The sequence below is a fragment of the Streptomyces drozdowiczii genome (assembly GCF_026167665.1).
GTDB lineage: Bacteria > Actinomycetota > Actinomycetes > Streptomycetales > Streptomycetaceae > Streptomyces > Streptomyces drozdowiczii_A.
Genome location: NZ_CP098740.1, coordinates 5068571 through 5093472, shown reverse-complemented (window position 1 = coordinate 5093472; position 24902 = coordinate 5068571). Strand labels below are relative to the sequence as shown.

Below are 24902 nucleotides of genomic sequence, written 5' to 3'. Positions count from 1 at the left end.
GCGTACCCTGGTGTTCGCCGAAGAATCCAATGCAGTGAAAGCAAAGGGGAGTGCCGGAGTGTCTGTCGCACCCGACGGGCGCAAGATGCTGCGCCTTGAGGTCCGGAACAGCCAGACCCCCATCGAGCGCAAGCCCGAGTGGATCAAGACCCGGGCGAAGATGGGCCCCGAGTACAACCAGCTGCAGAAACTCGTCAAGAGCGAGGGTCTGCACACGGTGTGCCAGGAGGCCGGCTGCCCCAACATCTTCGAGTGCTGGGAGGACCGCGAGGCCACGTTCCTCATCGGCGGTGACCAGTGCACCCGGCGCTGTGACTTCTGCCAGATCGACACGGGCAAGCCGCAGGCGCTGGACCGGGACGAACCCCGCCGCGTCGGCGAGTCCGTCGTCACGATGGACCTGAACTACGCCACCATCACCGGCGTCGCCCGCGACGACCTGGAGGACGGCGGTGCCTGGCTGTACGCGGAGACCGTGCGCCAGATCCACGCGCAGACGGCGGACCGGGAGGCCGGCCGCACCAAGGTCGAGCTGCTGATCCCCGACTTCAACGCCGAGCCCGCCCAGCTCGCGGAGGTCTTCTCCTCGCGCCCCGAGGTGCTCGCGCACAACGTGGAGACGGTGCCGCGCATCTTCAAGCGCATCCGCCCGGGCTTCCGCTACGAGCGGTCCCTGGAGGTCATCACCCGCGCCCGCGAGGCCGGCCTGGTCACCAAGTCCAACCTGATCCTCGGGATGGGCGAGACCCGCGAAGAGGTCAGCGAGGCGCTCCAGGACCTGTACGACGCGGGCTGCGAGCTCATCACGATCACGCAGTACCTGCGGCCGTCGGTGCGCCACCACCCCGTCGAGCGCTGGGTGAAGCCGCACGAGTTCGTGGAGCTGAAGGACGAGGCCGACGCCATCGGGTACTCCGGCGTCATGTCCGGACCGCTCGTCCGCTCCTCGTACCGCGCGGGCCGTCTCTTCCAGCAGGCGATGGACCGGCGCGAGGCCGAGGCCCCGGTGCCGTCCGCGTAATCCGTATCCCGCCCGACGCGGTCCGTCCCGTCCCCGCAGGTCCGAGAGGCCCGGGGCGCGGACGGACCGCGTCGGCGTGCGCGGGGCCCGTATCAAGGTTTCATTGGTGTTTGACCGACCGGTCACGCGCTGGTAACACCGAACGGTGACCCTGGATACACGAGCGGTGCGGTGACAGAACCGCCACCCGTCTCCAGTCCGCGCAGCACACGTACATCGTTTCCGAGGGGACTTGCCACGATGCAGGCCGCGCCGGTACGCGCCACCGTCATCCCGACCGTCACCAACACCCTCCGCGCCGTGGAGTCGCTGCTGCTCAGCGGCGGCCAGCGCACCGCCCGCCGCAACGCCTGGACGGCCGTCCTGGAGGACCGCCGCCGGGCGAAGGACCGGGCCGCGTCCGGCTACGTGCCGGAACGGGAGGCCGTGGCCGCCCGTCGTTCGAAGGCCACGTAAACTTCATTGCATGGCGAGGAAGGCAAACACCACTGAAGGCGCGGACAGCGCCGAGAACGCGGGGCGGCTCAAGCAGATCGCTCTGACCTACAAGATGACCAAGCGGACCGACTCCAAGATCGGTCTTGTGGTCGCGGGTGTGGGAATCGTCACCTTCGGTGTCATCCTCGCGATCGGTTTCCTGATCGATCACCCGATCTACTTGGGCATCCTGGGCTTCGTGCTCGCGCTCCTCGCGATGGCGATCGTCTTCGGACGCCGCGCCGAGCGGGCCGCCTTCGGGCAGATGGAGGGCCAGCCGGGCGCTGCGGCGGCGGTCCTGGACCGTGTGGGCCGGGGCTGGACGACGACCCCGGCGGTCGCGATGAACCGCAGCCAGGACGTCGTGCACCGCGCCGTCGGCAAGGCGGGCATCGTGCTGGTCGCCGAGGGCAACCCGAACCGGGTGAAGAGCCTGCTCGCGGCCGAGAAGAAGAAGATGGCCCGCATCGTGGTGGACGTCCCCGTCCACGACATCATCGTCGGCAACGGCGAGGGACAGGTGCCCCTGAAGAAGGTCCGCACCAAGATGCTGAAGATGCCCCGCGTCCTGACCGGCCCCCAGGTGACGGCCGCCAACGACCGGCTCCGCGCGATGGGCGACCTGATGAGCAACATGCCGCTCCCGAAGGGGCCCATGCCGAAGGGCATGCGGATGCCGCGCGGCGGCAAGATGCGCTGACGACGCGTACGGAATTGTGAAGAGGGCGGGCCGTGATCGGCCCGCCCTCTTCACGTTCTCTGCTTTGCGTTCTCTGCTTTGCGTTCTCCGCGGCTCAGACGCGGATCTGGACCGCGCGGGCCAGGCGGTCGTGGAGGCCGCGGCCGTCGCGGTCCCAGACGAGGGCCGGGATCGCCAGGCAGAGCAGGACGCTGCGGACGAGGACCCGGACGAGGCCGAGGCGGCCGCCGTCCTCGGCGACGACCCGGGTGCCCATGAGGCGCTTCCCGGGGGTGCAGCCGATCGTGCCGACGGTGAGCACGCTCATGACGAGGAAGATGCCGAGCGCCCAGTTGCCGGACGCCTGCTGGTCACCGCGAGCGAACAGCCCGTATGCGATCAGCATGCACAGGGCCCAGTCGATGAAGAGGGCCCCGAAGCGCCGGCCCAGCGGGGCGATGGCCCCGGGACCCTGCTCGGGGAGGCCGAGCCGCTTGCCCCGGTAGCCGAAGTCGGCGCCCATGTCCTCGGCGGCCGCACGCGGCCCGGAGAGCCACGATCCGATTGCTTGCCTATTGTCCACCCGACCACGGTACTGCGCCCGGCCGCGCGCCTTCCCCCGCGGGTGCCGTCCCACGCGTCGTCCCACTCCTCGGACGCCCTTCCGATACGGCCGTGAGGCCCGTAAGGCCAGGCCAAAGGGGCGGTCCGGGGCCCGTACGACCGCTCCTCGCAGCCGCGCCGGTTAACTTCGGCGAAACAAATGGGTCATGCTTGAGAAATCCGGTCTGCCTATGGTCGGGTCCAGCGTGTGCCACCGCACTGGTCACACAACGAGCTGCAACCCCGTCCCTCCCGGGCCGGGAGTAGGAGGAGTTGGATGTTCCAGAACGCCGACGACGCGAAGAAGTTCATCGCCGACAACGACGTCAAGTTCATCGATGTCCGGTTCTGCGACCTGCCCGGTGTGATGCAGCACGTCACCGTGCCGGCGGCGACCTTCAACCCGGCCGACGAGCTTGCCTTCGACGGCTCGTCGATCCGCGGCTTCCAGGCCATCCACGAGTCCGACATGTCGCTCCGCGCGGACCTGTCGACCGCCCGCGTCGACCCCTTCCGCCGCGACAAGACCGTCAACATCAACTTCTTCATCCACGACCCGATCACCGGCGAGCAGTACAGCCGTGACCCGCGCAACGTGGCCAAGAAGGCGGAGGCGTACCTCGCCTCCACCGGCATCGCCGACACCGCGTACTTCGGTCCCGAGGCCGAGTTCTACGTCTTCGACAACGTCCGCTTCCAGACGTCGGCGAACGAGAGCTTCTACCACATCGACTCCGAGGCCGCCGCCTGGAACACCGGTGCGGTCGAGAACAACCGCGGTTACAAGGTCCGCTACAAGGGCGGCTACTTCCCGGTCTCCCCGGTCGACCACCACGCGGACCTGCGCGCCGAGATGTCCCTGGAGCTGCAGAAGAGCGGCCTGGAGATCGAGCGCCAGCACCACGAGGTCGGCACCGGCGGCCAGGCGGAGATCAACTACAAGTTCAACACGCTGCTCGCCGCGGCCGACGACCTGATGCTCTTCAAGTACATCGTGAAGAACGTCGCCTGGCGCAACGGCAAGACCGCGACCTTCATGCCGAAGCCGATCTTCGGCGACAACGGCTCGGGCATGCACGTCCACCAGTCCCTGTGGTCCGGCGGCGACCCGCTGTTCTACGACGAGCAGGGCTACGCGGGCCTCTCGGACACCGCCCGCTACTACATCGGCGGCATCCTCAAGCACGCCCCGTCGCTGCTGGCCTTCACCAACCCGACGGTGAACTCCTACCACCGCCTGGTGCCCGGCTTCGAGGCCCCGGTCAACATGGTGTACTCGCAGCGCAACCGCTCCGCCGCGATGCGCATCCCGATCACGGGCTCCAACCCGAAGGCGAAGCGCGTCGAGTTCCGCGCCCCGGACCCGTCGTCCAACCCGTACCTGGCCTTCTCGGCGCTCCTGATGGCCGGCCTGGACGGCATCAAGAACAAGATCGAGCCGGCCGAGCCGATCGACAAGGACCTGTACGAGCTGGCCCCCGAGGAGCACGCCAACGTCCAGCAGGTCCCGACGTCCCTCCCGGCCGTCCTGGACGCCCTCGAGGCGGACAACGAGTACCTCCAGGCCGGCGGCGTCTTCACGTCCGACCTGATCGAGACGTGGATCGACTACAAGCGCACGCACGAGATCGCCCCGATCCAGCTGCGCCCGCACCCGCACGAGTTCGAGCTTTATTTCGACCTGTAAATCGCGGCTTCGTCAGAGCAAGAGCCCTGCCACTCCCTTCGGAGAGCGGCAGGGCTCTTCGCCTTTCCCCCGCTGATCGCCGAGTACGGCTCCGCTGTCACCACCGCGAAGATCTCCCGTGCCGCGGCGCTCTCGCCCGCGCACGCGATCCGTGAGCGCTCGACGCGGTCGACCTGGCCCAAGCGCTGCCCGAGCGGCTGGTGGAGGCGCCGAGGCGCTTCAGGCGCACAGGTCCGGGATGGGCGCGATCCTGGGGTCGCTGGGGCACGGTGGGGGCAAGCACCCCGGCGCGGTGCGCGGTGCGGGGCGCCATGAGCCGTCGGCCCGTATCCGCGCGGCCGTGGCGGAGTTGCTGGAGCCCGCTCAGTGCCCGCCCGTCAGTTCGCCGCTCAGGGTGCGGTGCAGGGTCGCGCTCGGCTGGTTCAGGCCCACGATCTCGACCGTCTTGCCGCGCGCGGCGTACTTCGTTTCGATCGCGTCCAGGGCCGCGACCGACGAGGCGTCCCAGATGTGGGTGGCCGTGAGGTCGATGACGATCCTGTCGGGGTCGGTGGCGTACGCGAAGCGGGTGACCAGGTCGTTGGAGGAGGCGAAGAAGAGTTCGCCGGTGACGGAGTAGACGACCTGGCTGCCGTCCGGGTCCACGACCGCGGTGACGTCGGCCAGGTGCGCGACGCGGCGGGCGAAGATCACCATCGCGGTGACCGAGCCGACGACCACGCCGATCGCCAGGTTGGACGTGGCGACGACGATGGCGACCGTGATGACCATGACCGCGGTCTCGCCCACCGGCATGCGGCGCAGGGTCTTCGGGGCGATGGAGTGCCAGTCGAACGTGGCGAAGGAGACCATCACCATCACCGCGACCAGCGCCGCCATCGGGATGTCGGAGACGATCGGGCCGAAGACGATGCAGAGGACCATCAGGAACGAGCCCGCGAGGAACGTGGAGAGGCGGGTGCGGGCTCCGGAGACGCGGACGTTGATCATCGTCTGGCCGATCATGGCGCAGCCGCCCATGCCGCCGAAGAAGCCGGTGACGATGTTGGCGACGCCCTGGCCGACCGACTCGCGGGTCTTGTTGGAGCGGGTGTCCGTGATGTCGTCGACCAGCTGCGCGGTCATGAGGGATTCCATGAGGCCGACCAGCGCCATCGCCAGGGCGTAGGGGGCGATGGTCGTCAACGTGTCCAAGGTGAATGGCACGTCGGGCAGGCCGGGCACGGGGAGCGAGGAGGGCAGGTCGCCCTTGTCGCCGACGGCCGGGACCGCGATTCCCGCCGCCAGGGTGATCGTGGTGAGGACGACGATGGAGACCAGGGGCGCCGGGATCACCCGGGTGACCTTCGGGAAGAACACCATCAGCAGCAGGCCCCCGGCGATCAGCGGGTAGACCGGCCACGGCACGTCGTGCATCTCGGGCACCTGGGCCATGAAGATCAGCATCGCCAGGGCGTTGACGAAGCCGGTCATCACGGAGCGCGGCACGAACCGCATCAGCTTGGCGACGCCCAGGGCGCCCAGCGCGATCTGGAAGAGGCCCGCCAGGATCACGGTGGCGACCAGGTAGCCGAAGCCGTGCTCGCGGTTGACCGGGGCGATCACCAGGGCGACCGCGCCCGTCGCGGCGGAGATCATCGCGCGGCGTCCGCCGACGATCGAGATCGTGACCGCCATCGTGAAGGAGGCGAAGAGCCCGATCGCGGGGTCCACCCCGGCGATGATCGAGAACGAGATCGCCTCGGGGATGAGGGCCAGCGCGACGACGAGTCCGGCGAGCACCTCCGTACGCCACACCTTGGGGTCGGAGATCCAGTCGGGCTTGAGGGTCCGCAGGCGGAACGGGGACGCGGGCGCGGTGGAGGAGGACAAGAAGGCGTACCTGTCGGTCGGGAGGGCTTCCACCGGGGTCCGCGGTGGCCGGGCGTGGAACCTGCACACGCGTACGCGCGCGTCCTCGGGCGCCAGACAACTGTACACACCCGGCCGTATCCGTAGCCGGGCAGCCGGACGGACGCCGAGGGGTCGCGGTGCGGGGCCGTAGCGCGGAGGCTGGGGGGATGAGTGAGCAGGCTCCTCCCGGCGGTCCGGTCCCGCCGCCTCCGCGGCGGCGGATGTGGCCGTGGGTGCTGCTGCTGGTCGCCGTGGTGCTGGCCCTCGCCGCGGGGGCGGTCATGGCGGTGCTGTCGGACGTGCTGCGCTCGGAGGGCTCGCGGAAGGTGCACATCCGGTACGAGGTGACGGGGACCGCGCGCGATGTGGTGCTGACCTACAGCACCTGGCGGGGCGAGGAGCTGTCGACCGGGCGGCTGGCGCTGCGGTCGCTGCCGTGGGCCGGGGAGCTGGACTCGAAGGGCTTCATGAGCGGCGGCTCGTTCGTGGTGAGCGTGGGCCGGGGCGGCGGTGACGTGTCGTGCGCGGTGACGGTGGACGACGGCACGCGGCGTACGGACTCGGCCTCGGGTGCGTACGCGACGGCGCGCTGCGACGGGTACTGAGAGGGCGGGCCCCGGAAGGCTTCCGGGGCCCGCCCCGCGTCGGTCGGCCTGCGTCGGTCAGCGGCCGTAGCGGATCAGCGCGCGGACCATGCGGCAGGTGATGTCGGACGGCGGGTGGATGCCGAGGCGCGCCGCGGTCGTGCGTATGCGGGCGTTGTTCGCGCTGGACGGGAGGTAGACGCCGGTGTCGAGCAGGGCGATGGCGAGGCGCATCGCCTTCAGCCGGCGGTTGTGGGAGACGTACCACTCACGGGGGCGGCCGGCGGGGAGCGGCTTCTTGGTCAGGGGCTGGTGCAGGGGCTTGTCGAGCGGCTTGGTCGTGACTGCGGCAACGGCCATGGGCAACCTCCTGGCACGGTGGCGGAACGCTTCGGGAACCCTCCCGAACTGCCTCCCATTCTACCGGCCCGCACTGACAATCGCCCCTGGCCAGAGGGGTTTTCGGCCTCTCCTGGGAGGCCCGTCCCGTACCTTTGGCCCCATGGAGATCTGGATCAATCCCGCGTGTTCCAAGTGCCGCAGCGCGGTGCAACTGCTCGACGCCGAAGGGGCCGACTACACGGTCCGCCGCTACCTGGAGGACGTGCCGTCGCCGGACGAGATCCGGGCGGTGCTCGACCGGCTCGGCCTCGAACCGTGGGACATCACGCGGACCCAGGAGGCGGACGCGAAGGAGCTGGGCCTGAAGGACTGGCCGCGTGCGGCGGATGCCCGGGAGCGCTGGATCACCGCGCTCGCCGAGCACCCGAAGCTGATCCAGCGGCCGATCATCACGGCGGAGGACGGCTCGGCGGTCGTGGGCCGCACGGAGGAGGCGGTCCGGGACGCGCTGGGGCGTAGGCCCTAGGCGAGGAACTCGCCCATCCTGCGGTTGAGTTCCGGGGCCGTCGGGGCGTGCAGGGGCAGCGCGTGGTGGGAGACGTCCGAAAGGACGGCCGTCTCCGCCGCCGGCAGGAGCCGGTGCGCGGCGGCGGCCACCTTGTCGGCGTCGTGGGCGCGGCTGTCGCCGGCCAGCAGGATCAGCGTCGGTACGGCGAGGGCGCGCAGGGCCTCCGGCTCGGGGCGGGGGCCGGTGACCGGGCGGACCGCGGGGAAGCCGGCCGCCGCCTCCCGCAGCCGCAGCCAGTGCGGGTCGAGCGCGGCGCCGCCGGTCTCCCAGGCCAGGAAGGCGCGGACGCGGGCGGCGTTCGGGCGGAGCAGCATCGGCAGGGCGCGGAGCAGGTAGCCCGGGCGGAAGCCGCCGAAGCAGTTGGTGGGGTCGAGGAGGATCAGCTTCCGGAGCCGGTCGGGCGCGTGCAGGGCGTAGTGGAGGGCGATCCAGCCGCCGTACGAGTGGCCGGCGAGGGCGACCGGTCCGGTGGCGCCGAGGCCGTCGAGCAGGGCGTCGAGCCAGCCGCGGAGGTCTTCGACGCTGCGGATGGGGCGCTCCCCCGCGGTGCTGCGGCCCGGTTCGCCGATGAGGTCGGCGGCGTGGACGCGGTGGGTGCGGCCGAGGGCGGCGGCCTGGGCGTACCAGGCGGTGGAGGTCGCGCCGCCGCCGGGCAGGAGCAGCAGGGGCGGGGCGTCCTCTGGGCCGTAGCTGTTGAGGTGGGTGGTGCCGTAGGGGGTGGGGACCGTGGTCGGCGTGGTGCCGGGCGGCCAGGTGGCGGCGACGGTGTCGTCGTAGGCGGTGAGGAAGGCCGCGTCGGCGCTCGTCGTGGGCGGGGTGGGTGTCATGGGTGCTCCCTGGACTCCGTACGCCTGGATATTATCTCGCTGAGCGAGACAATAGCGGGAGGTGCCGGGGATGAGTGAGCAGGGGCCGGAGTTGGAGATCGTCCATCTGCTGCGGAAGGTGACGGCCGAATTCGCGCTGCGGCAGGCGGAGTTCGCGGCCCGGAACGGGATGCATCCGACGGATGTACGGGCTCTGGTGTGCCTGCTCGACGCGGAGCGCGAGGGGTCCGGGGTCACCGCCGGGCGGCTGGGGGCGGAGCTGGGGCTCAACTCGGCGGGCACCACGTCGCTCATCGACCGGCTGGAACGGCTGGGGCATCTGACGCGGACGCGGGACGAGCGGGACCGGCGGCGGGTGCTGCTGCGGGTGACGCCGCAGGCGGTGGAGCTGGGCTGGGCGGCGTTCGGCCCGGCGATCGGGAGCGCGGTGGCGCTGCTGCGGGAGTTCGACGCGGCGGAGGTCGCGGCGGTGCGGCGGTTCCTGGGCGGGTTCCTGGCGGCGGTGTCGGAGGAGGGCGGCGGCGCGGGGGCCACCGGTGGGGCGGGGGCCACCGGTGGGGCGGGGGCCGGTCGTTGACCCCGCCCCGCCCGGCCGTCAGGCGCCGTGGACCTGGGCCTCCGCCTCCGCCAGGAGTTCCGTCAGCCGGAGCCCGAACCGTACGTCGCAGGGGTGGGCCTCGCCCGTGCGCACCGAGGTGACCAGCGCGTCCACCGCCGCTGCGAAGGCGTCCACCGCCCCGTCCCACCTGGGCAGTTCGGCCACACCGTGCTCGCCCCGGAGGACGACCTCGACCCCGGCGGCGGCCACCGGCGCGCCGAGGGTCAGGGTGACCGTGCTGGACGCCCCCGAGGTGTGGCGCAGGATCAGGTGGTGGGCGTCGGCGGGGCCGCGGGCGGCGGTCAGCTCGGTGACGTCGCCCAGGACCGGGAGCAGGACCGAGAGGGCGTGCGGGCCGACGTCCCAGAGGCCGCCGCGCTCCCGGCGCCAGGGGGACGCGGCGTAGTCGCTGTCGGTGCCGGGGGCCCAGAGCGCGGCGATCCACTCGGCGCGGGCGGTGAACCAGTCGCCCGTGGCGGCCTGTTCGGCGATCCAGGCGGCGGGCCGCGGGGCGAACCTGAGCGTGCAGAACACGACGGAGGCGACCCGGGCCTGCTCGGCGGCCTCGGCGACCTCGCGCGCACCGGCGACCGTGGTGGCGACCGGCTTGTCCAGGATCAGGTGGCAGCCGGCCGCGGCGGCGCGGGCGGCCAGCGGGGCCTGCACGTCCGGCGGCAGCGCGAAGGCGACGGCGTCGCTGGTGGCGAACAGCTCGTCGAGCCCGGCGTCACCGGAGAACGCCGGGGCACCGTGCGCGGCGGCCAGCTCACCGGCCGCCTCGGCCCGGCGGCCCCACACACCGCTGAGTACGACGCCGGGGTGTGCGGCGAGGGCGGGGGCCTGGGTGTTGCGGGCCCAGGGGCCGGTACCGGCCAGGCCGATGCGCAAGGGGGTCTCGAGTGTCGTCATGGGTCCAGTGTGCCGGGTGGGGGCGGTGGGGCCGCAACGCCTGAACAGCCGGTTTCCGTGGAGGGGTCGCTCCCGGCGCGGTGGAGTCCGGCCAGCAGGGCGGCGGTCTCGCGGTCGGCCGGAAGGAACGCCTCCAGGCGCAGTTCGGCGACGGTGACGTCGGTGGCGGTGCCGAAGTGGGTGAGCGTGGTGATCAGTGTCAGCTCGCGGTCGTCGGCCGGGTCGGGTGGCCTCAGGCGCAGGGGTACGGCGAAGCCGAGGTGGTGCGGTGCGTCGCGCGGGCGGGGCGGGGCGAGGCCGGTGAGTTCGGCGGCCAGGCTGCGGAGCCGGTCGTCCGGGTTGCGCACGCTCTCGGCGTGGACGCGGTCGACGATGTGCCAGGCCCACGCGTCGAGGTTGACGATGCGTGGCGCGAGGCCCTGCGGGTGCAGCAGGACCCGGGGGACGCTCACCGGGGGGCGCAGCAGGTGCGGGGCCACCCCGGCGGTGAGGGTGCGGAAGGCGGCGTTGGCCAGGACGAGGTCGCCGTGGCGGTCCACGACGACGGCCGGGTAGGGCAGGTGGCCGTCCAGGATGCGTTCGAGGGCGGTGCGGATCGGTGCGAGCCGGGGGTCGTCCAGGTCCGTCTGCGGGTACACCGGGGCGAATCCGGCCGCGAGGAGCAGGTCGTTGCGCTCGCGGATCGGCACCTCCAGGGATTCGGCGAGCCGGATGATCATCGACCGCCCGGGGGTCGAGCGCCCGCTCTCGATGAAGCTGAGGTGCCGCTGGGTGGTCCCGGCGCGGGTGGCCAGTTCCAGCTGGCTGACGCGTCGCCGGGTGCGCCACCCGCGCAGCGCTCCGGCGAGGCCGCCTCCGGCCGGTTCGGTGATCACCCCTCCTGTGTATACCGCCCGGGCGCCGCTCGGCGATTCCCTACGGGGAATTGCCGCCCGCACACCCGTGACAGCAGGGTCGTCGCCACACACCGTTCAACCGCAGACCGAGGGGATCGCCCATGACCGGCATCGACGTCCACGAGCTCACCGACCGCTACGTCGCCGTCTGGAACGAACCCGACGCGGAGCGCCGCCGCGCCGCCGTCCGCGAGCTGTGGTCCGCCGACGCGGTCCACGTACTGCGGCCTCCGCAGGAGATCCGGGAGGCCGCCGAGGGGCTGGGCTTCGACCGGCTCCTGCTGGAGGCGTGCGGGCACGAGGCGCTGGACGTCCGGGTGACGCGCGCCCACGAGGAGTTCGTCGCGCCCGGCACCTTCGTCTTCCGGTCGCGCGGCAACGCCGACCGGCTCCACGACGTCGTCAAGTTCACCTGGGAGATGGCGCCCCGCGACGGGGGCGAGGCCGCCGGCGTCGGGCTGGAGGTCCTCGTGCTGGGCCCCGACGGCCGCATCGTGAGCGACTACCAGTTCATCGAGGGGTGACCGCGACACGCCGGAGACACCGGGGAAACCTCGGTAACACGGGGTTCACACGAGGGCAACGGTCGGGAAATCGCGGCTTGCGAAGCTGCGGCGCATAGACCGCAGCACCCGCAAAGGATGGCTTCCGTGACGTTCAAGGCTGAGTACATCTGGATCGACGGCACCGAGCCGACCGCCAAGCTCCGCTCCAAGACGAAGATCATGTCCGGCAGCCCGTCGTCCGACGTGGCCGCGCTGCCCATCTGGGGCTTCGACGGATCGAGCACCAACCAGGCCGAGGGCCACGCCTCGGACCGGGTGCTGAAGCCGGTCTTCAGCTGTCCGGACCCGATCCGCGGCGGCGACGACATCCTGGTCCTGTGCGAGGTCTTCGACATCGACATGACCCCGCACGCGTCGAACACGCGGGCGCTGCTGCGTCCGGTCGCCGAGCAGTTCGCCGGGCAGGAGGCGGTCTTCGGCATCGAGCAGGAGTACACCTTCTTCGACGGCCACCGTCCGCTCGGCTTCCCGGAGGGCGGCTTCCCGGCCGCGCAGGGCGGCTACTACTGCGGCGTCGGCTCGGACGAGATCTTCGGCCGGGAGATCGTGGAGAAGCACCTCGACAACTGCCTGAAGGCGGGTCTGGGCATCTCCGGCATCAACGCCGAGGTCATGCCGGGCCAGTGGGAGTTCCAGGTGGGCCCGCTGTCCCCGCTGGAGGTCTCCGACCAGCTGTGGATCGCCCGCTGGCTGCTCTACCGCACCGCCGAGGACTTCAACGTCTCCGCGACCCTCGACCCGAAGCCGGTCAAGGGCGACTGGAACGGCGCGGGCGCGCACACCAACTTCTCCACGAAGGCGATGCGCGAGGGCTACGACGCGATCATCACGGCCTGCGAGTCGCTGGGCGAGGGCTCGAAGCCGATGGACCACGTCAAGAACTACGGCGCCGGCATCGACGACCGCCTGACCGGTCTGCACGAGACCGCCCCGTGGAACGAGTACAGCTACGGCGTCTCCGACCGCGGCGCCTCGGTGCGCATCCCGTGGCAGGTCGAGCAGGACCGCAAGGGCTACATCGAGGACCGCCGCCCGAACGCCAACGTCGACCCGTACGTCGTCACGCGGCTGATCGTGGACACCTGCTGCTCGGCGCTGGAGAAGGCCGGCCAGGTCTGATCCGCTCCCCGTACGAGAAGGGCGCCCACCGCACGCGCGGTGGGCGCCCTTCGTTGTCGGTGCCGTGTGCCAGGCTGGGCGCATGCTCAGCTTGCTCAGCGTCAAGGTCGAGACCGAGAACCAGCAGACCCACAGCCGTGTTTCCGCCGAGAAGCTGGCGGACCTCGTGCACCGCATCGGCGCGCGCGGGGACAACTTCCTGGTCGTCCAGCGGATACCGGACATCCCCGGCACCTTCGTCCAGGTGTGGCACGAGGCGGGCGGGGGCTACGAGTTGGAGCACCGTACGGGCACGGCGACGAGCCACGTCCGTACCGTCGTCGACTCCCCGGACCGGGTCGCCGCGCTGATGACCCGCTGGGCGCGCGAGGAGCCCGGCTGGGACGCGGGGACCGACTGGGAGAGCGCCGGGATACCCGAGCCGGAGCCCGTGCCGGAGCTGGCCAAGAAAATCCGGGAGCAGGTGGAGCCCCGGGTCCGGGAGCTGCTGCGCGGCGGTTACGGGACGGTGCGGACGCTCACCGAGGCGGCCGAGGACTACCTCGTGAAGGACGGGGTGCGGCCGGTCTCCCGGGCCCAGGCGCGGGAGTTGGCGGAGCGGCTGTGGCTGGAGCGGGTCGAGGAGCAGCGGGGCTGGACGGATGTGACGGACCCGGACCGGCTGGAGGGGGCGTTCGCCCGGCTCGACCGGGGCGGCATCACGGCCCGGGAGAACTTCACCTGCTGCCGCTCCTGCGGGATGGGCGAGATCTGGGCGGCCGGGCGCGAGGACGCCCGGGGCTTCGTCTTCTTCCACGGCCAGGGTACGGAGAGCGCGGCGGCAGGGCACGGCCTCGCGCTGTACTACGGCGGGTTCGACGATTCCGCGGAGACGACCACCGCGGTGGGCCGCGAGGTGGTGGCCGCGCTGGGCGAGGCCGGGCTGACAGTGGAGTGGGACGGCTCCCCGGACCAGGCGATCCGGCTGACCGGCCTGGACTGGCGCAAGCGGCTGGTGGGTTAGGGACTGGTGGGTTAGGGGCTGGTGGCGGGAGCTGTCGCCTTGCTCACCTCGTCGCACGAAGGGGCGCGAGGCCACGCGTTCTCTGCTTCAATGGGGGCATGGCCAGCTACCCGCACCCCTCGACCGGTCGCAGCGACCTCGAGCCGTTCTGGCCCTCCCGTCAGCACCACGACTTCGACCGGGTGTGTTGCCGCGCGCTGAACGCGCCGGCCCTCTAAAGCCCTCACCCGGCCTTCGGCCCGCGCGCACGCAGCAAGTCCGTCCACCGACGACTCCCTCGCGCGAAAGAGCTGACCCCTCATGGCGAACACCCGTACCTTCTCCGCTGCCGCTGCGACCGCCTCCGTCCCTCCCTCCTCCCCCAACCGGCACCGGCTCCGAGCCGTCGCCCCCGACGAGGTCGTCCAGCAGGCCGACGTCTCGGCGCTCCTGACGCCGGGCGCGACCTGGCTGCCCGCGCCCCAGCACACCCTGCCCAGCCTGCCGGGCCGCCCGCCGATGGTCGGCTACCTGGTGCTCGTGCCCGCCGACCAGCAGCCGGCCTTCGCGGCGGCCGCCGCGCAGTACGCGGTGCCGGAGCCGCCCCCGGAGCCGGCGGCGGGCCCGGTGGCCATCGACTCCGTACAGCGCTCCGCGTCCGTCAACGGGCGCCCGCTGGACCTCACCTACCTGGAATTCGAGCTCCTGGCCCACCTGGTGGCCCACCCGCACCGCGTCCACACCCGCGACCAGTTGGTGACCACGGTCTGGGGCTACGGGCATGTGGGCGACGGCCGCACCGTCGATGTCCATGTGGCCCGGCTGCGCCGCAAGCTGGGCGCCGAGCACCGCCGCTCGATCCAGACCGTGCGCCGCGTCGGGTACAAGTACACGCCCTGACCCACGGCGAAAGGGGCGGGCCCCGGTACCGGTCAGCACGACCGGTACCGGGGCCCGCCCGCGTACGCCCCGCTCAGCGCAGTCCGGAACCGACCGGCGCCGAGGCAGGCACCGGGGCCTCCGCGGGCTCGCCGTGGTCCAGGCCGGGCAGTCGGCCGAGGCCGCGCGGGGTGCGCCAGTTGCGCTCGCCGAGCAGCGCCATCACGGAGGGCAGCAGCACCATCCGTACGAGCGTGGCGTCCAGCAGGACCGCGACCGCCAGCCCGACGCCCATCTGCTGCATGTCCTGCATGGACAGGGTCGCGAAGACCGAGAACACCGCCACCATGATCACGGCCGCGCCGGTCACCGCACCGGCCGTGCGGCGGATACCCTCGTCGATCGCGGCCCGGTTGCCGATCCCCCGGCCGTGCGCCTCGCGGATCCGGGAGACCACGAAGACGTGGTAGTCCATCGAGAGCCCGAACAGGACGACGAGGACGAACAGCGGCATCCAGGACTCGACCGCGCCGACGCCCTCCGAGCCGATGAGCCCGGCGCCCCAGCCGTGCTGGAAGACCGCGGTCATCACCCCGTACGCGGCGGCCACGGAGAGCAGGTTGAGGGCGATGGACGTCACGGCGATCACGTACGAGCGGAAGCAGAACAGCATCAGCAGGAACGTCACGGCGGTGATGAAGAGGAAGACGGGGGCGATTCCGCGCTTCAGCTGGTCGTTGAAGTCGACGGACGCGGCCACCTCGCCGGTGACGTAGGCGTGGGCGCCGCTGGAGCCGAAGGCGGCGGGCAGGCGGTCGTCGCGCAGGGTGCTCAGGCCCTTCTCGCCGCCGGGCAGCGGGACCTCGAACTCGGCGATGTTGCGCGCCCGGTGCACGGTGACGTGGTCGAAGCCGGCGAGGGCCTTGCGGACGGCCGGAGCGGTGATGTCGTCGGCCTCCACGACGACCTGGGCCGGGGCGGGGCCGCCGGGGAAGGTCTCGCTGATGTGGCGGTAGGCGACGGACAGCGTGGAGTCCGAGCCGAACTGCTTCTCCAGGCCCAGGGATTCGGTCTTCATGCCGATCGCGGGCGCAGCGAGCACCAGCAGCACGGCGACGGAGGCGGCGGCGAAGAACTTGGGGCGGTCGAGGACGGGGCGCAGGACCCGGCCCGCGATGCGGCCGCTCTCCCCCTTCCCCCGCTTGCCGCGCCGGTTCAGCAGCGGCACGCGCCCGGCGTCGATGCGGTCCCCAAGCCAGGACAGCAGGGCGGGCAGCACGGTGACGGAGCCGAGCATGGCGATGCACACGACGGTGATGGTGGCGAGCGCGAAGCCCTTGAAGAGCATGAGTCCGGACAGGAACATGCCGGCCATGGCGACCATGACGGTGAGCCCGGAGACGAGGACGGCCCGGCCGCTGGTGGCGGCGGCGATGCGCAGGGCGGTCTCGGCGTCGCGTCCGGCGGCCCGCTCGTCGCGTTCGCGGCGCAGGTAGAACAGGCAGTAGTCGACGCCGACGGCGAAGCCCATCAGGAACATCACGGAGTACGTGGTCTGGAACAGGTGGAGCTGGTGGCTGGCGAGCGAGAGCAGTCCGAAGGCGGCCATGCACGCGGTGAGCGCGAGCCCCACGGGCAGCAGGGCGGCGACGACGGCGCCGAAGGCGACCAGCAGGATGCCGAGGGCCAGCGGCACGGCGGTGAACTCGGCCTTCTTGAAGTCGTCCGCGAGCAGGTCGCCGAGCCACTTGCCGGCGCTGGCGTCCCCGAACTGGCTGACGGTGACGCCGGGTTGCCTCTCCTCGACCCCGGCGACGGCGTCCAGCACGGGCTGCACCCGGTCGGGGGCGGTGTCCGGGTCGCCCTTCATCTCGAAGGTGATCAGCGCAATCCTTGCGGTCCTTCGAGGCGACCGGGGCCGCGAGCCCGGTGACCTCGCCGGTGTCCCGGAGGGCGGCGGTCAGCTCGCGGGCGGCGGTGCGCCAGCCGTCCGGTGCGGCGGACGACACCATGACGAGTTCTCCGGCCCGGTGGCCGAGCCCCGCGTCGGAGAGGATCCGCTCGGCGCGGGCCGAGTCGCCCGCGCCGTTCTCGGCGTCGGTCATCTCGACCATGCCCGAGGCTCCGCCGATGCCCGCGGCGAGTACGACGAAGAGCAGCCAGCCGAGAACGGCCGTCTTGCGGTGGTGTGCGCTCCACACACCGATACGTGCCGCGAGGTTACGCCTCATGGCGGGTTCGCCCCCTGTTGGTGGAAGTCCGACGATGCCCCTCGAATCTAGGAACGCCGGATCATGCGCCCCAGAACGGTGGAACACCCGGTCGCGCGGCACATAGGGCGAGGTGGCGGGGGTGGTGCTGGGTACACCCCCACCGGGTGGGAAACCGGCTGCCCGGCACCGGTCGCGCCGGGTCAGACTGGGTCCGACACGGGGCCGGCAGAAGGGCCCGGCGAGGGGAAGAGGACCGGGATGGACGCGATACGGGGACGGATCGGGTCGGCGCTGCTGGCCGCGTGGCGCGGGCTGGTGGTGTCGTTCGCCGCCCTCGCGGGCTCGTGCACGCTGTTCGTACTGGCGCTGCTCTCGATCACGATGATCCCGCTGGGCATCGGCCTGGTGACCACGCCGTACGTCCTGGAGGCGGTCCGCAAGCACGCCAACCAGCGCCGGCTGCTCGCGATCACCTGGTCGGACGTGCGCATCCCGGTCCCGTACCGGCCGTTTCCGAAGGATGTGCGGAGCGGGTTCACCGGGCGGGTGGAGCGGACCACGCTGATGCTGAAGGACCCGGCGACCTGGCGGGACATGCGCTGGATGCTGGTCGACATGACGGCCGGCTATACGGTGGCGATCCTGGCGGCGGCGCTGATGGTCTACCCGGTGGAGGGCCTTGTGCTGGCGGCCGGCCTGTGGCGGGTCTTCACGGACGACCGGTACTGGTACGGATTCGTGCCGGTCGACAGCCAGGCGACGGGGCTGGCGGCCGCCGCGCTCGGGGCGGCGGTCTTCGCGCTCGGGGTGCTGGTGAGCGAGCGGCTGCTGCGCGCGCACTTCGTGCTGGCCCGGTCGGTGCTCGCGCCCACCCAGGAGCAGGAACTCGCCCTGCGCATCGACCGGTTGACCGAGACCCGGCACGAGGCGGTGGACACGGCCGCCTCCGAGCTGCGGCGCATCGAGCGCGATCTGCACGACGGGGCGCAGGCCCGGCTGGTCGCGATGGGGATGAACCTCGGCACCGTCGAGGCGCTGATCGAGAAGGACCCGGCGCAGGCGAAGCAGCTCCTGGCGATGGCCCGGGCGTCCTCGGCCGAGGCGCTGACCGAGCTGCGCGACCTGGTCCGGGGCATCCACCCGCCGGTGCTCGCGGAGCGGGGGCTCGGGGACGCGGTGAAGGCGCTGGCGCTGCGGCTGCCGATTCCGTGCGACGTGGACGTGGAGCTGGGCGGCCGGGCGGAGGCCCCGGTGGAGTCGGCGGCGTACTTCGCGATCAGCGAGGCGCTGACGAACGCGGCGAAGCACTCGGGGGCCGACCGGATCTGGGTGGACCTGCGCCACAGCGACGGATCGCTGCGGTGCACGGTCACCGACAACGGGAAGGGCGGTGCCTCGGTGGGTGCGGGCTCGGGGCTGAGCGGTATCGAACGGCGGCTCGGTACATTCGACGGCATCATGGCCGTCAGCAGCCCCGCGGGCGGTCCCACCATGGTGACCATGGAGATCCCTTGCGAGTTGTCCTAGCCGAAGATCTCTTCCTGCTGCGCGACGGCCTGGTGCGGATGCTGGAGGCGTACGACTTCGAGATCGCGGCCGCCGTCGAGACCGGGCCGGAACTCACCAAGGCCCTCGCCGAGTTGGAGCCGGACGTCGCCGTGGTCGACGTCCGGCTCCCGCCGTCCCACACGGACGAGGGGCTTCAGTGCGCGCTGGCGGCGCGGCGCGCGCGGCCGGGGCTGCCCGTGCTCGTACTCTCGCAGCACGTCGAGCAGTTGTACGCGCGCGAGCTGCTGGCGGACGGCAACGGCGGGATCGGGTATCTGCTCAAGGACCGGGTGTTCGACGCGGACCAGTTCATCGACGCGGTGCGCCGGGTCGCGGCGGGCGGTACGGCGATGGATCCGCAGGTCATCTCGCAGCTGTTGACGCGGCGTTCGCAGGACAAGCCGATGGGCGGGCTGACGCCGCGCGAGCGGGAGGTCATGGAGCTGATGGCCCAGGGCCGGTCGAACGCGGCGATCGCCTCGCAGATGGTGATCACGGAGCGGGCGGTGGCCAAGCACACCTCGAACATCTTCGGGAAGCTGGGCCTGCCGCCGTCCGACGACGACAACCGCCCCGTTCTGGCCGTCCTGGCGTATCTGGACCGGGGCTAGCGGCCGGTCAGGTGCAGGGTGGTGGCGCCCAGGTGCGGCTTCGCCCGGGATTCCAGCACCTTGACGCGGACCGCCGTGGCGGTGACGGCCTCGGGCAGCGGCAGGATGCGTTCGTGGCCGATGGTGGTGCCCTCGGCGATCCGCTGCCAGGCGCCGTTCACCCTGGCCTCGACGGCGAACTTCTCCACGCGCTGGCCGTGTTGGATGTCCTCGCGGACGGCGACGCGGTCGAAGGTGTACGGGCCCGGGTGCTGCTTGCGTACGTCGGTGCCGTAGATCCGGCGTACGTCGGCACCGAGGGCGGTCAGCCGGGTGACGTCCTCGGCGGCGATGCGGCCGTCGGGGGCGGGCGGGACGTTGAGCAGGAGCGAGGCGTTGCGGCCGACGCTCTTCTCGTAGAGGTTCATCAACTGCGCTGCGGTCTTGGGCTGTTCGTCCTCGTGGTAGAACCAGCCGGGCCGGTTGGAGACGTCCGCCTCGGCCGGGTACCACTGGAGGTAGTTGACCGACGGGTCGAGGAGCTTGGCGCGGGAGCCGATGTCGGGGTCGGTGGAGTCGTTGGGCAGCGAGCCGAGCCCGGTCCACGGGTCGGTGATGTGCGGGGTGACGCTCCACTCGGTCTCGCGGGCGGTGCCGTTCTCGTTGCCGACCCAGCGCACGCCCTGGGGGCCCTGGAAGACGACGGTGTTCGGCGACAGCGCCTTGACCATGTCGAACCACTGCTTGACGTCGTACTTCTGCGTGATGCCGGACCCGGACCAGGGGTTGGCGCCGTCGAGCCACAGCTCCTCGACGGGGCCGTACTGGGTGAAGATCTCGTAGAGCTGGTTGAGGTAGTACGCGTCGTAGTCGTCGGCCCGGACCTTGAAGGTGGGCAGCTTGCCGCTCCTCACGCGGGCGGCGCGGTCGTCGCCGGGGACGAGCGTGGGGATGGTGCGGGCGGTGACGGGGCTGCCGTTGCCGAAGCGGCCCCGGCCGGCCGGGGCGCGGTCGCCGTCCTCCAGGGCCATCCGCTCGGGCAGCGAGAGCGACTGGCCGGCCGCCTCCTTGGCGCGGATCTTCTCGACCCACTCGGCGTGCCAGGCGTGCGGGAGTTCGGCGCCGTCCGAGGGCGAGAGGTAGAAGCCGACCTTGAGCCCGGCCTTGCGGGCGGCCTTCACATAGGCGGCGACGACGTCCGGGCTGCCGGGGCTGAGGGCGACCGAGTGGTCGGTGTAGCGGCTGGGGTAGAGGACGAAGCCGTCGTGGTGCTTGACGGTGAGCATGACCTGCTCGGCACCGGCGGCCTTGTAGGCGCGCATCCACTGGTCGGCGTCGATCGCGGCGGGCGCGAAGAGCTTCTCGTCCTCGGTGCCCGAGCCCCATTCGCGGCCGGTGAAGGTGTTCATGCCGAAGTGCGTGAAGGCGGTGACCTCCCGCTGCTGCCAGGCGAGTTGGCCGGCGGTGGGGACGATGTTCGCCGCCTTCTCGATGATCCGCGCGGGGCTGTCGCAGTCCTCCACCGTCATCTGCGAGGCCGGTTTCACGGGCCCCCGGCACGCACCCGCCGCCCCGGACGGCCGGGGCGCGGCCTGCTGCGCGGTGGCGGTTACGGGGATGAGCGCGGCGGCCGCCGCCAGCGCGAGCGCGCTGAGCACATGGGTGCGTCGTGCCATGGTTCCCTCTCCTTCACGACCAGCGAGTGGTCGGATCTCTCGGGTGCCGACGCGTGCATGGTGCCGCAGAGAGGGGCCCACCGAAAGGGTGCGGACTCCATACGTCCTATGTCTGGTGAGAGAAGTCCAAGTCGCCGGGACCGCGCTCAGCCGTTGAACCAGGCCGCCACATCGAGCCGGAAGGCGCCGTCCGGGGCCATGGTGCGCAGGTCGTCCTCCAGGGCGCGGACCCGTTCGGCACCGAGGACCCGGACCCATTCCGCGCGCAGCCGGTCGAAGCCCTCGGCGGACCGCCGGAGCACGTCGACGCCCCGCGCGGTCAGCAGGACGAGTTTGCGGCGCCCGTCGGCCGGATCGTCGGCGCGTTCCACGTAACCGAGGCTTTCCAGCCGGTCGACGGTCTTGCCGGCCGCCTGCTTGGAGACGCCGAGGCGGCGGCCGATCTCGCTGGCGGTCGCCCCCTCGACGCCCACGGCCTGGAGGGCGTAGCCGTACGCGGGCCGCATGTCCGGGTGCCCCTGCTCGGCCAGCTCGCGGTGGAGCGCGTCGATGACCGTACGGAAACCGGCGAACAGCAGAAGGGGCAGCTCGAAGCCCCTTCCGGCCTCCTCGGGACGCACTTCCCCACGGCCGCCCGTCCGCTCAGCCATTGCGAAACTCGACAACCTGGTTTACGTTTTTTTCGTCAATCATGTTGTCGAGTTTAGCCGAGAGGTCCCACCATGCCCGCGACCGCCTTCCCCGACCACACCCTCGAATCCGCCCCCGCCGCCGCCCGATCCGGCCTCACCGCCATCGCGCGGAAGCAGGGCTTCCTGCCGTCCGCCGCCGCCCGCATGGCCACCTCCCCCGAGGTGCTGAGCGGCTTCCTCCGGATGAACGCGCTCTTCGAGTCCACCACCCTGGACAAGCTCTCCCGCGAGGTGCTGAGCATGACCATGGCCACCCGGAACGGCTGTCACGTCTGCGTGGCGATCCACACCGGGATCCTCACCGCCCTGGACGCCGAGCCCGCACTCCTCGCCGCCCTCCGCGAAGGCACCCCGCTGCCGGACGAACGCCTCGAAGCCCTGCGGCAGTTCATCCTGGACGTCCTCGCCACGAACGGGGCCGTGGACGACGCGGCGGTCGAGGCGTTCACGGCCCACGGCTACACCGCGCGCAACGCGCTGGAGGTGACCCTCGGCATCGCCACCTACACCCTGTCCACCTTGGCCAACCGGATGACGGGCGCGCCGGTCGACGGCCCGCTGGCCCGGTTCGCCTGACGCCTGCGGCGCCCCGGCGGAGGGCCCCGGCGGACGGGCCCGGAGTGACCATCGCACCATTCGCTCGTTCAGCTGAATGTGCGCCCACCGTCAGAGCTACCGCAGGCCGTCGCCCCGGTCGACGCGGAACAGGCAGAGGCCGCGCTGGTCGAGCACTACCCGCGGCTGGTGCGGATCGGCTACCTCCTGCTGCCGCCCTCACCGGGCCGCGCCCGGCGGGTGTTCGCCGCCCACGCCCTCGCCCAGCGCTCCCTCCAGGCCGCCCACCGCGCCGGTGCGGCCACCGTCCCCCGGCCTCGCCGCACCGGCGACGCCGACCCCGCCTACACCTACGTGCGGCGCCAGGTGCTGCGCCGGGCCCTGGCGGCCGGGCGCCCCCGGCGGCTGCCGTTCCGGCCGCGCCGCGCCGCCCTGCCGCCCGTCCTGCCCTCGGCGTGGGGCCTGCGGCTGCTCCCGCACCCGGGCGGCGCCGGTGAACTCGCCCTGGAACGCGAGCTGGCGGCGCTCACCGCCCCCGCCCGGGCCGCGTTCGTCCTGCGCGGCCTGGAAGGGCTCGCGGACGGGGAGGTCCGGCGGGAGCTGGCCGCCGCCGGGGTCGCCGATCCGCACGCGGCGCTGACCGAGGCGGACGGGGTGCGGGCGGGCCACGCGCTCCTGGCCTCCCCGGAGTTCGACCCCTGCTCGCTCCAGGCCCGGCCGCCCGATCTGCCGGGCCGCCGCAGACGCGTCCGCACCGCGCTCGCGGCCGGCGCCGCGCTGTTGGTGTGCGGGGCGCTGCTCGGGCTGCCCGGCGGCGGCTGGGGCCACGGCGGACTGACCGCGCCGCCGTACGCGCGCAATCCGGCGTCCGAAGCGGCCCTGGACCCGGGGGCGCTGCGCCGGGTGCCCGCGACGTACTGGCGCCGCTCCGCGCGTACGGACTTCACCTCCTGGCCCACGCGCGGCGACCGCACCCAGGACACCCGGCTGCTGCGGCGGGCCCTCGCGGTGTGGGCCCGGCCGGGCGCCGGGGTCCGGACGTCGGCGACGCCGGGCACGCCCACGGGCCCGCCGATGGGCGCCCCGCAGCTGTTGTACGCGGGTGAGGTCGGGGACTCCGCGGTGGTGCTGTTCCACGACGGGCTGCGCGTCGTGCGGTACGCCGAGCCGCGCAACGCCGACCCCGCGTTGGGCGCCGCCCTCGACTTCGCCCGGGTGGACGGGGCGGACGAAGGGTCGTCGGGCGCGCTGGTGGTGGCCAGGACCGGGGAGGGGGTGCGCTATCTGACGGCGCCCTGGGTGCGGGAGGCCCGGGTGCGGGACCTGCGCGCGCCGGACCGGTCGCCCCGCCCGCTGGACCGCTCCCCGGACGGGGTGACCGGCCCGCTGGCCGACCCGGCGGCGGGGTCCGGCTGCCGGTCCTGGGAGGCCGTCGAGCTGACCGGGGGCTCGTCGGTGCGGCTGGTCACGGATCTGGGCGAACTCGCCCCGGCCCGGCTGACCTCGGGCGCCCCGGGCAGCCCGCACGACGTCACGGGGCGGGCCGAGCGGGAGAGCTGGGCGCGCACCGCGTGTCTGCTGCGGGCGGTCCGCTCGCACGGGGTGCGGTCGGTCAACTCCTGGGCCTACGCCCGGCAGCCGCTGCCCGAGGACGGGGGCACGGCGCGCTGGCTGTGCACCCGGGCGGAGACCTGGCGGGGGGCGGGGAGCAGGGTCATCGCGGAGTTCCAGGCCCCGTCCGCCCGTCCGGCAGCGACCGGAGCGGTCGCGGCGCGGGGGGAGGATGCGCCGGAGTGCGGGGCGCGGACGCCCAGAGTGCTGGCGGGCGTGCTGTGGCAGTCGCCGGGCGGGCGCTGGTACGTCCTGGCGGCGGGGAGCGGGCAGTTCGCGTCGCTGGCCACGTCGGGCGGGGTGTCGGGGAGCGCCCCGGGGCGGCTGCTCGCGGTGCCCGCCGCCGAGGGGGCCCGGCCCCGGCTGGAAGGACGGCTGAAGGACGGCAGCCGGGTGGGCGCGCTGCACTAGGGCCTCTCACGGGCCGGGAATTCGGCGCACACCCCTGTTCCCCGGGCCTACCGCTCAGTATTTTGACACCATGTCTAACACGCAGCCAGCGGCGGTCGCGGCGGAGCGGACCGCCCTCAAGGCCCGCCGGGTCAGCTTCGCCTGGGACGGGACGCCCTTGCACTGGGTGCCGGGCGACCCGTTCACCACGCACACCATCAATGTGCTCCACCTCCTGCTGCCCGCCGGGGAGCGCTGGTTCATCCACGTCTACCGCCAGGTGCTCCCGTACATCCACGACGAGGAGCTGCGGCAGGACGTCATCGGCTTCATCGGCCAGGAGGCGATGCACTCCCAGGCCCACGACGACGTGCTTCCGCACCTCAAGGAGCTGGGGCTCGACCCGACGCCGTACACCGCGCAGGTCGACTGGCTCTTCGAGAAGCTGCTCGGCGACAGGACCCTGCCGCCGGGCCGGGCGCGGAAGTGGTGGCTGCTGGAGCGGGTGGCGACGATCGCCGCGATCGAGCACTACACCGCGTTCCTGGGCGACTGGATCCTCAACGCCGACGAGCTGGACCGGCGCGGGGCCGACCCGACCATGCTGGACCTGCTGCGCTGGCACGGCGCGGAGGAGGTCGAGCACCGCTCGGTCGCCTTCGACGTGTTCATGCATGTGGACGGCGGATACCGGCGGCGGGTGCGGACCTGGGCGACGGCGTTCTCGGCGCTGCTCTTCCTCTGGCAGCGCGGCACCCGGTTCTTCATGGAGAACGACCCGAGCCTGCTGGACGGCAAGGCGTCCTTCGGGCAGTTCTACCGCAGCGGCCGGCGCGGCACCCTGCCCAGCACCCCGTCCATGCTGCGGTCGATCCCGCGCTATCTGAGCCGTACGTACCACCCCTCGCAGGAGGGCAGCACGGCCCAGGCCGTCGACTACCTCACCCGCTCGCCCGCCGCCGTCGCGGCCGAGGCCCGTACGACGGAAGCCCGCTGA

Annotated in this window: 24 protein-coding genes and 2 pseudogenes; 17 read left to right on the top strand and 9 right to left on the bottom strand. The window is 72.3% G+C overall.

Annotated features, from left to right (window positions below; translation table 11 throughout):
- Positions 1-85 precede the first annotated feature (85 nt).
- From lipA to NEH16_RS23160, 3 genes are all read left to right on the top strand, one after another.
- Complete coding sequence (lipA, locus tag NEH16_RS23170; RefSeq protein WP_073965527.1) at positions 86-1021, top strand: lipoyl synthase; 936 nt, start codon at positions 86-88, stop codon at positions 1019-1021.
- A 240-nt stretch (positions 1022-1261) separates the two neighbouring features.
- Positions 1262-1477, top strand: a complete 216-nt coding sequence (locus NEH16_RS23165) for an SCO2195 family GlnR-regulated protein (protein ID WP_265544713.1) — start codon at positions 1262-1264, stop codon at positions 1475-1477.
- 10 nt (positions 1478-1487) lie between these two features.
- Positions 1488-2198: a DUF4191 domain-containing protein gene (locus NEH16_RS23160; RefSeq protein WP_073965525.1), complete on the top strand. Its 711-nt coding sequence runs from the start codon at positions 1488-1490 to the stop codon at positions 2196-2198.
- A 94-nt stretch (positions 2199-2292) separates the two neighbouring features.
- Here the strand turns inward: NEH16_RS23160 and NEH16_RS23155 are convergent, their stop codons facing one another.
- Positions 2293-2760 (bottom strand): RDD family protein, encoded by a 468-nt coding sequence (locus tag NEH16_RS23155; protein ID WP_073965524.1) that lies wholly within the window; start codon positions 2758-2760, stop codon positions 2293-2295.
- Positions 2761-3057: 297 nt separating this feature from the next.
- On the opposite strand from NEH16_RS23155, the gene glnA reads away from it, so the two are divergent.
- Positions 3058-4467 (top strand): type I glutamate--ammonia ligase, encoded by a 1410-nt coding sequence (glnA, locus tag NEH16_RS23150; protein ID WP_265544711.1) that lies wholly within the window; start codon positions 3058-3060, stop codon positions 4465-4467.
- 72 nt (positions 4468-4539) lie between these two features.
- Positions 4540-4828: pseudogene (locus NEH16_RS23145) on the top strand (TetR family transcriptional regulator); the annotation flags it as partial.
- Between the two features lie 2 nt (positions 4829-4830).
- On the opposite strand, the gene NEH16_RS23140 reads toward NEH16_RS23145, so the two are convergent.
- The gene (locus NEH16_RS23140; protein WP_265544710.1) at positions 4831-6339 is read right to left on the bottom strand and encodes a SulP family inorganic anion transporter; all 1509 of its coding nucleotides are present in this window, start codon (positions 6337-6339) and stop codon (positions 4831-4833) included.
- 188 nt (positions 6340-6527) lie between these two features.
- Between NEH16_RS23140 and NEH16_RS23135 the strand changes: the two genes are divergently transcribed.
- Positions 6528-6965: a hypothetical protein gene (locus NEH16_RS23135; protein ID WP_265544709.1), complete on the top strand. Its 438-nt coding sequence runs from the start codon at positions 6528-6530 to the stop codon at positions 6963-6965.
- 57 nt (positions 6966-7022) lie between these two features.
- On the opposite strand, the gene NEH16_RS23130 is transcribed toward NEH16_RS23135, so the two are convergent.
- Entirely contained in the window at positions 7023-7304 is a 282-nt protein-coding gene (locus NEH16_RS23130) for a hypothetical protein (protein WP_073965512.1), read from the bottom strand.
- A gap of 142 nt (positions 7305-7446) precedes the next feature.
- Between NEH16_RS23130 and NEH16_RS23125 the strand changes: the two genes are divergently transcribed.
- The gene (locus NEH16_RS23125) at positions 7447-7812 is read left to right on the top strand and encodes an arsenate reductase family protein (RefSeq protein WP_265544708.1); all 366 of its coding nucleotides are present in this window, start codon (positions 7447-7449) and stop codon (positions 7810-7812) included.
- Here NEH16_RS23125 and NEH16_RS23120 read toward each other — a convergent pair.
- Positions 7809-8681, bottom strand: coding sequence for an alpha/beta fold hydrolase (locus tag NEH16_RS23120; RefSeq protein ID WP_265544707.1), 873 nt, complete (start codon positions 8679-8681; stop codon positions 7809-7811). The genes NEH16_RS23125 and NEH16_RS23120 overlap by 4 nt on opposite strands.
- A gap of 70 nt (positions 8682-8751) precedes the next feature.
- On the opposite strand from NEH16_RS23120, the gene NEH16_RS23115 reads away from it, so the two are divergent.
- A complete protein-coding gene (locus NEH16_RS23115) occupies positions 8752-9258 on the top strand; it encodes a MarR family transcriptional regulator (RefSeq protein WP_265544705.1) in 507 nt (168 codons plus the stop codon).
- 18 nt (positions 9259-9276) lie between these two features.
- Here the strand turns inward: NEH16_RS23115 and NEH16_RS23110 are convergent, their stop codons facing one another.
- On the bottom strand, positions 9277-10188 hold the full coding sequence (locus tag NEH16_RS23110) for a Gfo/Idh/MocA family protein (RefSeq protein ID WP_265544702.1): 912 nt from the start codon (positions 10186-10188) through the stop codon (positions 9277-9279).
- Positions 10185-11063 (bottom strand): helix-turn-helix domain-containing protein, encoded by an 879-nt coding sequence (locus NEH16_RS23105; protein ID WP_265544701.1) that lies wholly within the window; start codon positions 11061-11063, stop codon positions 10185-10187. The genes NEH16_RS23110 and NEH16_RS23105 overlap by 4 nt, the downstream gene beginning before the upstream one ends.
- Positions 11064-11185: 122 nt before the next feature.
- Between NEH16_RS23105 and NEH16_RS23100 the strand changes: the two genes are divergently transcribed.
- From NEH16_RS23100 to NEH16_RS23085, 4 genes are all read left to right on the top strand, one after another.
- Entirely contained in the window at positions 11186-11608 is a 423-nt protein-coding gene (locus tag NEH16_RS23100; RefSeq protein WP_265544699.1) for a hypothetical protein, read from the top strand.
- Positions 11609-11734: 126 nt separating this feature from the next.
- The gene (gene glnII, locus NEH16_RS23095) at positions 11735-12769 is read left to right on the top strand and encodes a glutamine synthetase (RefSeq protein WP_265544697.1); all 1035 of its coding nucleotides are present in this window, start codon (positions 11735-11737) and stop codon (positions 12767-12769) included.
- 91 nt (positions 12770-12860) lie between these two features.
- Positions 12861-13772, top strand: coding sequence for a DUF6891 domain-containing protein (locus NEH16_RS23090; protein ID WP_265547340.1), 912 nt, complete (start codon positions 12861-12863; stop codon positions 13770-13772).
- 300 nt (positions 13773-14072) lie between these two features.
- Entirely contained in the window at positions 14073-14651 is a 579-nt protein-coding gene (locus tag NEH16_RS23085) for a winged helix-turn-helix domain-containing protein (RefSeq protein WP_073965504.1), read from the top strand.
- 73 nt (positions 14652-14724) lie between these two features.
- Here NEH16_RS23085 and NEH16_RS23080 read toward each other — a convergent pair.
- A pseudogene (locus tag NEH16_RS23080) lies at positions 14725-16861 on the bottom strand (MMPL family transporter).
- A 240-nt stretch (positions 16862-17101) separates the two neighbouring features.
- Between NEH16_RS23080 and NEH16_RS23075 the strand changes: the two are divergent.
- Positions 17102-18370 carry a sensor histidine kinase gene (locus NEH16_RS23075; protein ID WP_265544696.1) on the top strand — a complete coding sequence of 423 codons (1269 nt, stop codon included), beginning with the start codon at positions 17102-17104 and terminating at the stop codon, positions 18368-18370.
- A complete protein-coding gene (locus tag NEH16_RS23070; RefSeq protein WP_265544695.1) occupies positions 18355-19002 on the top strand; it encodes a LuxR C-terminal-related transcriptional regulator in 648 nt (215 codons plus the stop codon). Before NEH16_RS23075 ends, NEH16_RS23070 begins: the two co-directional genes overlap by 16 nt.
- On the opposite strand, the gene NEH16_RS23065 is transcribed toward NEH16_RS23070, so the two are convergent.
- Both NEH16_RS23065 and NEH16_RS23060 read right to left on the bottom strand, forming a co-directional pair.
- Complete coding sequence (locus NEH16_RS23065) at positions 18999-20657, bottom strand: alpha-L-fucosidase (protein WP_265544694.1); 1659 nt, start codon at positions 20655-20657, stop codon at positions 18999-19001. The genes NEH16_RS23070 and NEH16_RS23065 overlap by 4 nt on opposite strands.
- Positions 20658-20803: 146 nt before the next feature.
- Positions 20804-21307: a MarR family winged helix-turn-helix transcriptional regulator gene (locus NEH16_RS23060; protein ID WP_265544693.1), complete on the bottom strand. Its 504-nt coding sequence runs from the start codon at positions 21305-21307 to the stop codon at positions 20804-20806.
- A 72-nt stretch (positions 21308-21379) separates the two neighbouring features.
- Between NEH16_RS23060 and NEH16_RS23055 the strand changes: the two genes are divergently transcribed.
- The 3 genes from NEH16_RS23055 (at position 21380) to NEH16_RS23045 (ending at position 24902) form a co-directional block, all read left to right on the top strand.
- Complete coding sequence (locus NEH16_RS23055) at positions 21380-21925, top strand: carboxymuconolactone decarboxylase family protein (RefSeq protein ID WP_265544692.1); 546 nt, start codon at positions 21380-21382, stop codon at positions 21923-21925.
- Positions 21926-22003: 78 nt separating this feature from the next.
- Complete coding sequence (locus tag NEH16_RS23050) at positions 22004-23926, top strand: hypothetical protein (RefSeq protein WP_265544689.1); 1923 nt, start codon at positions 22004-22006, stop codon at positions 23924-23926.
- 70 nt (positions 23927-23996) lie between these two features.
- A complete protein-coding gene (locus tag NEH16_RS23045) occupies positions 23997-24902 on the top strand; it encodes a metal-dependent hydrolase (RefSeq protein ID WP_073965494.1) in 906 nt (301 codons plus the stop codon).

Excerpts from the sequence above, each read along its gene's own strand:
- lipA (WP_073965527.1), top strand. The coding sequence starts at position 86 with ATGCTGCGCCTTGAGGTCCGGAACAGCCAGACCCCCATCGAGCGCAAG.
- NEH16_RS23165 (WP_265544713.1), top strand. The coding sequence starts at position 1,262 with ATGCAGGCCGCGCCGGTACGCGCCACCGTCATCCCGACCGTCACCAAC.
- NEH16_RS23160 (WP_073965525.1), top strand. The coding sequence starts at position 1,488 with ATGGCGAGGAAGGCAAACACCACTGAAGGCGCGGACAGCGCCGAGAAC.
- glnA (WP_265544711.1), top strand. The coding sequence starts at position 3,058 with ATGTTCCAGAACGCCGACGACGCGAAGAAGTTCATCGCCGACAACGAC.
- NEH16_RS23135 (WP_265544709.1), top strand. The coding sequence starts at position 6,528 with ATGAGTGAGCAGGCTCCTCCCGGCGGTCCGGTCCCGCCGCCTCCGCGG.
- NEH16_RS23130 (WP_073965512.1), bottom strand. The coding sequence starts at position 7,304 with ATGGCCGTTGCCGCAGTCACGACCAAGCCGCTCGACAAGCCCCTGCAC.
- NEH16_RS23125 (WP_265544708.1), top strand. The coding sequence starts at position 7,447 with ATGGAGATCTGGATCAATCCCGCGTGTTCCAAGTGCCGCAGCGCGGTG.
- NEH16_RS23120 (WP_265544707.1), bottom strand. The coding sequence starts at position 8,681 with ATGACACCCACCCCGCCCACGACGAGCGCCGACGCGGCCTTCCTCACC.
- NEH16_RS23115 (WP_265544705.1), top strand. The coding sequence starts at position 8,752 with ATGAGTGAGCAGGGGCCGGAGTTGGAGATCGTCCATCTGCTGCGGAAG.
- NEH16_RS23110 (WP_265544702.1), bottom strand. The coding sequence starts at position 10,188 with ATGACGACACTCGAGACCCCCTTGCGCATCGGCCTGGCCGGTACCGGC.
- NEH16_RS23100 (WP_265544699.1), top strand. The coding sequence starts at position 11,186 with ATGACCGGCATCGACGTCCACGAGCTCACCGACCGCTACGTCGCCGTC.
- NEH16_RS23085 (WP_073965504.1), top strand. The coding sequence starts at position 14,073 with ATGGCGAACACCCGTACCTTCTCCGCTGCCGCTGCGACCGCCTCCGTC.
- NEH16_RS23075 (WP_265544696.1), top strand. The coding sequence starts at position 17,102 with ATGGACGCGATACGGGGACGGATCGGGTCGGCGCTGCTGGCCGCGTGG.
- NEH16_RS23065 (WP_265544694.1), bottom strand. The coding sequence starts at position 20,657 with ATGGCACGACGCACCCATGTGCTCAGCGCGCTCGCGCTGGCGGCGGCC.
- NEH16_RS23060 (WP_265544693.1), bottom strand. The coding sequence starts at position 21,307 with ATGGCTGAGCGGACGGGCGGCCGTGGGGAAGTGCGTCCCGAGGAGGCC.
- NEH16_RS23055 (WP_265544692.1), top strand. The coding sequence starts at position 21,380 with ATGCCCGCGACCGCCTTCCCCGACCACACCCTCGAATCCGCCCCCGCC.
- NEH16_RS23045 (WP_073965494.1), top strand. The coding sequence starts at position 23,997 with ATGTCTAACACGCAGCCAGCGGCGGTCGCGGCGGAGCGGACCGCCCTC.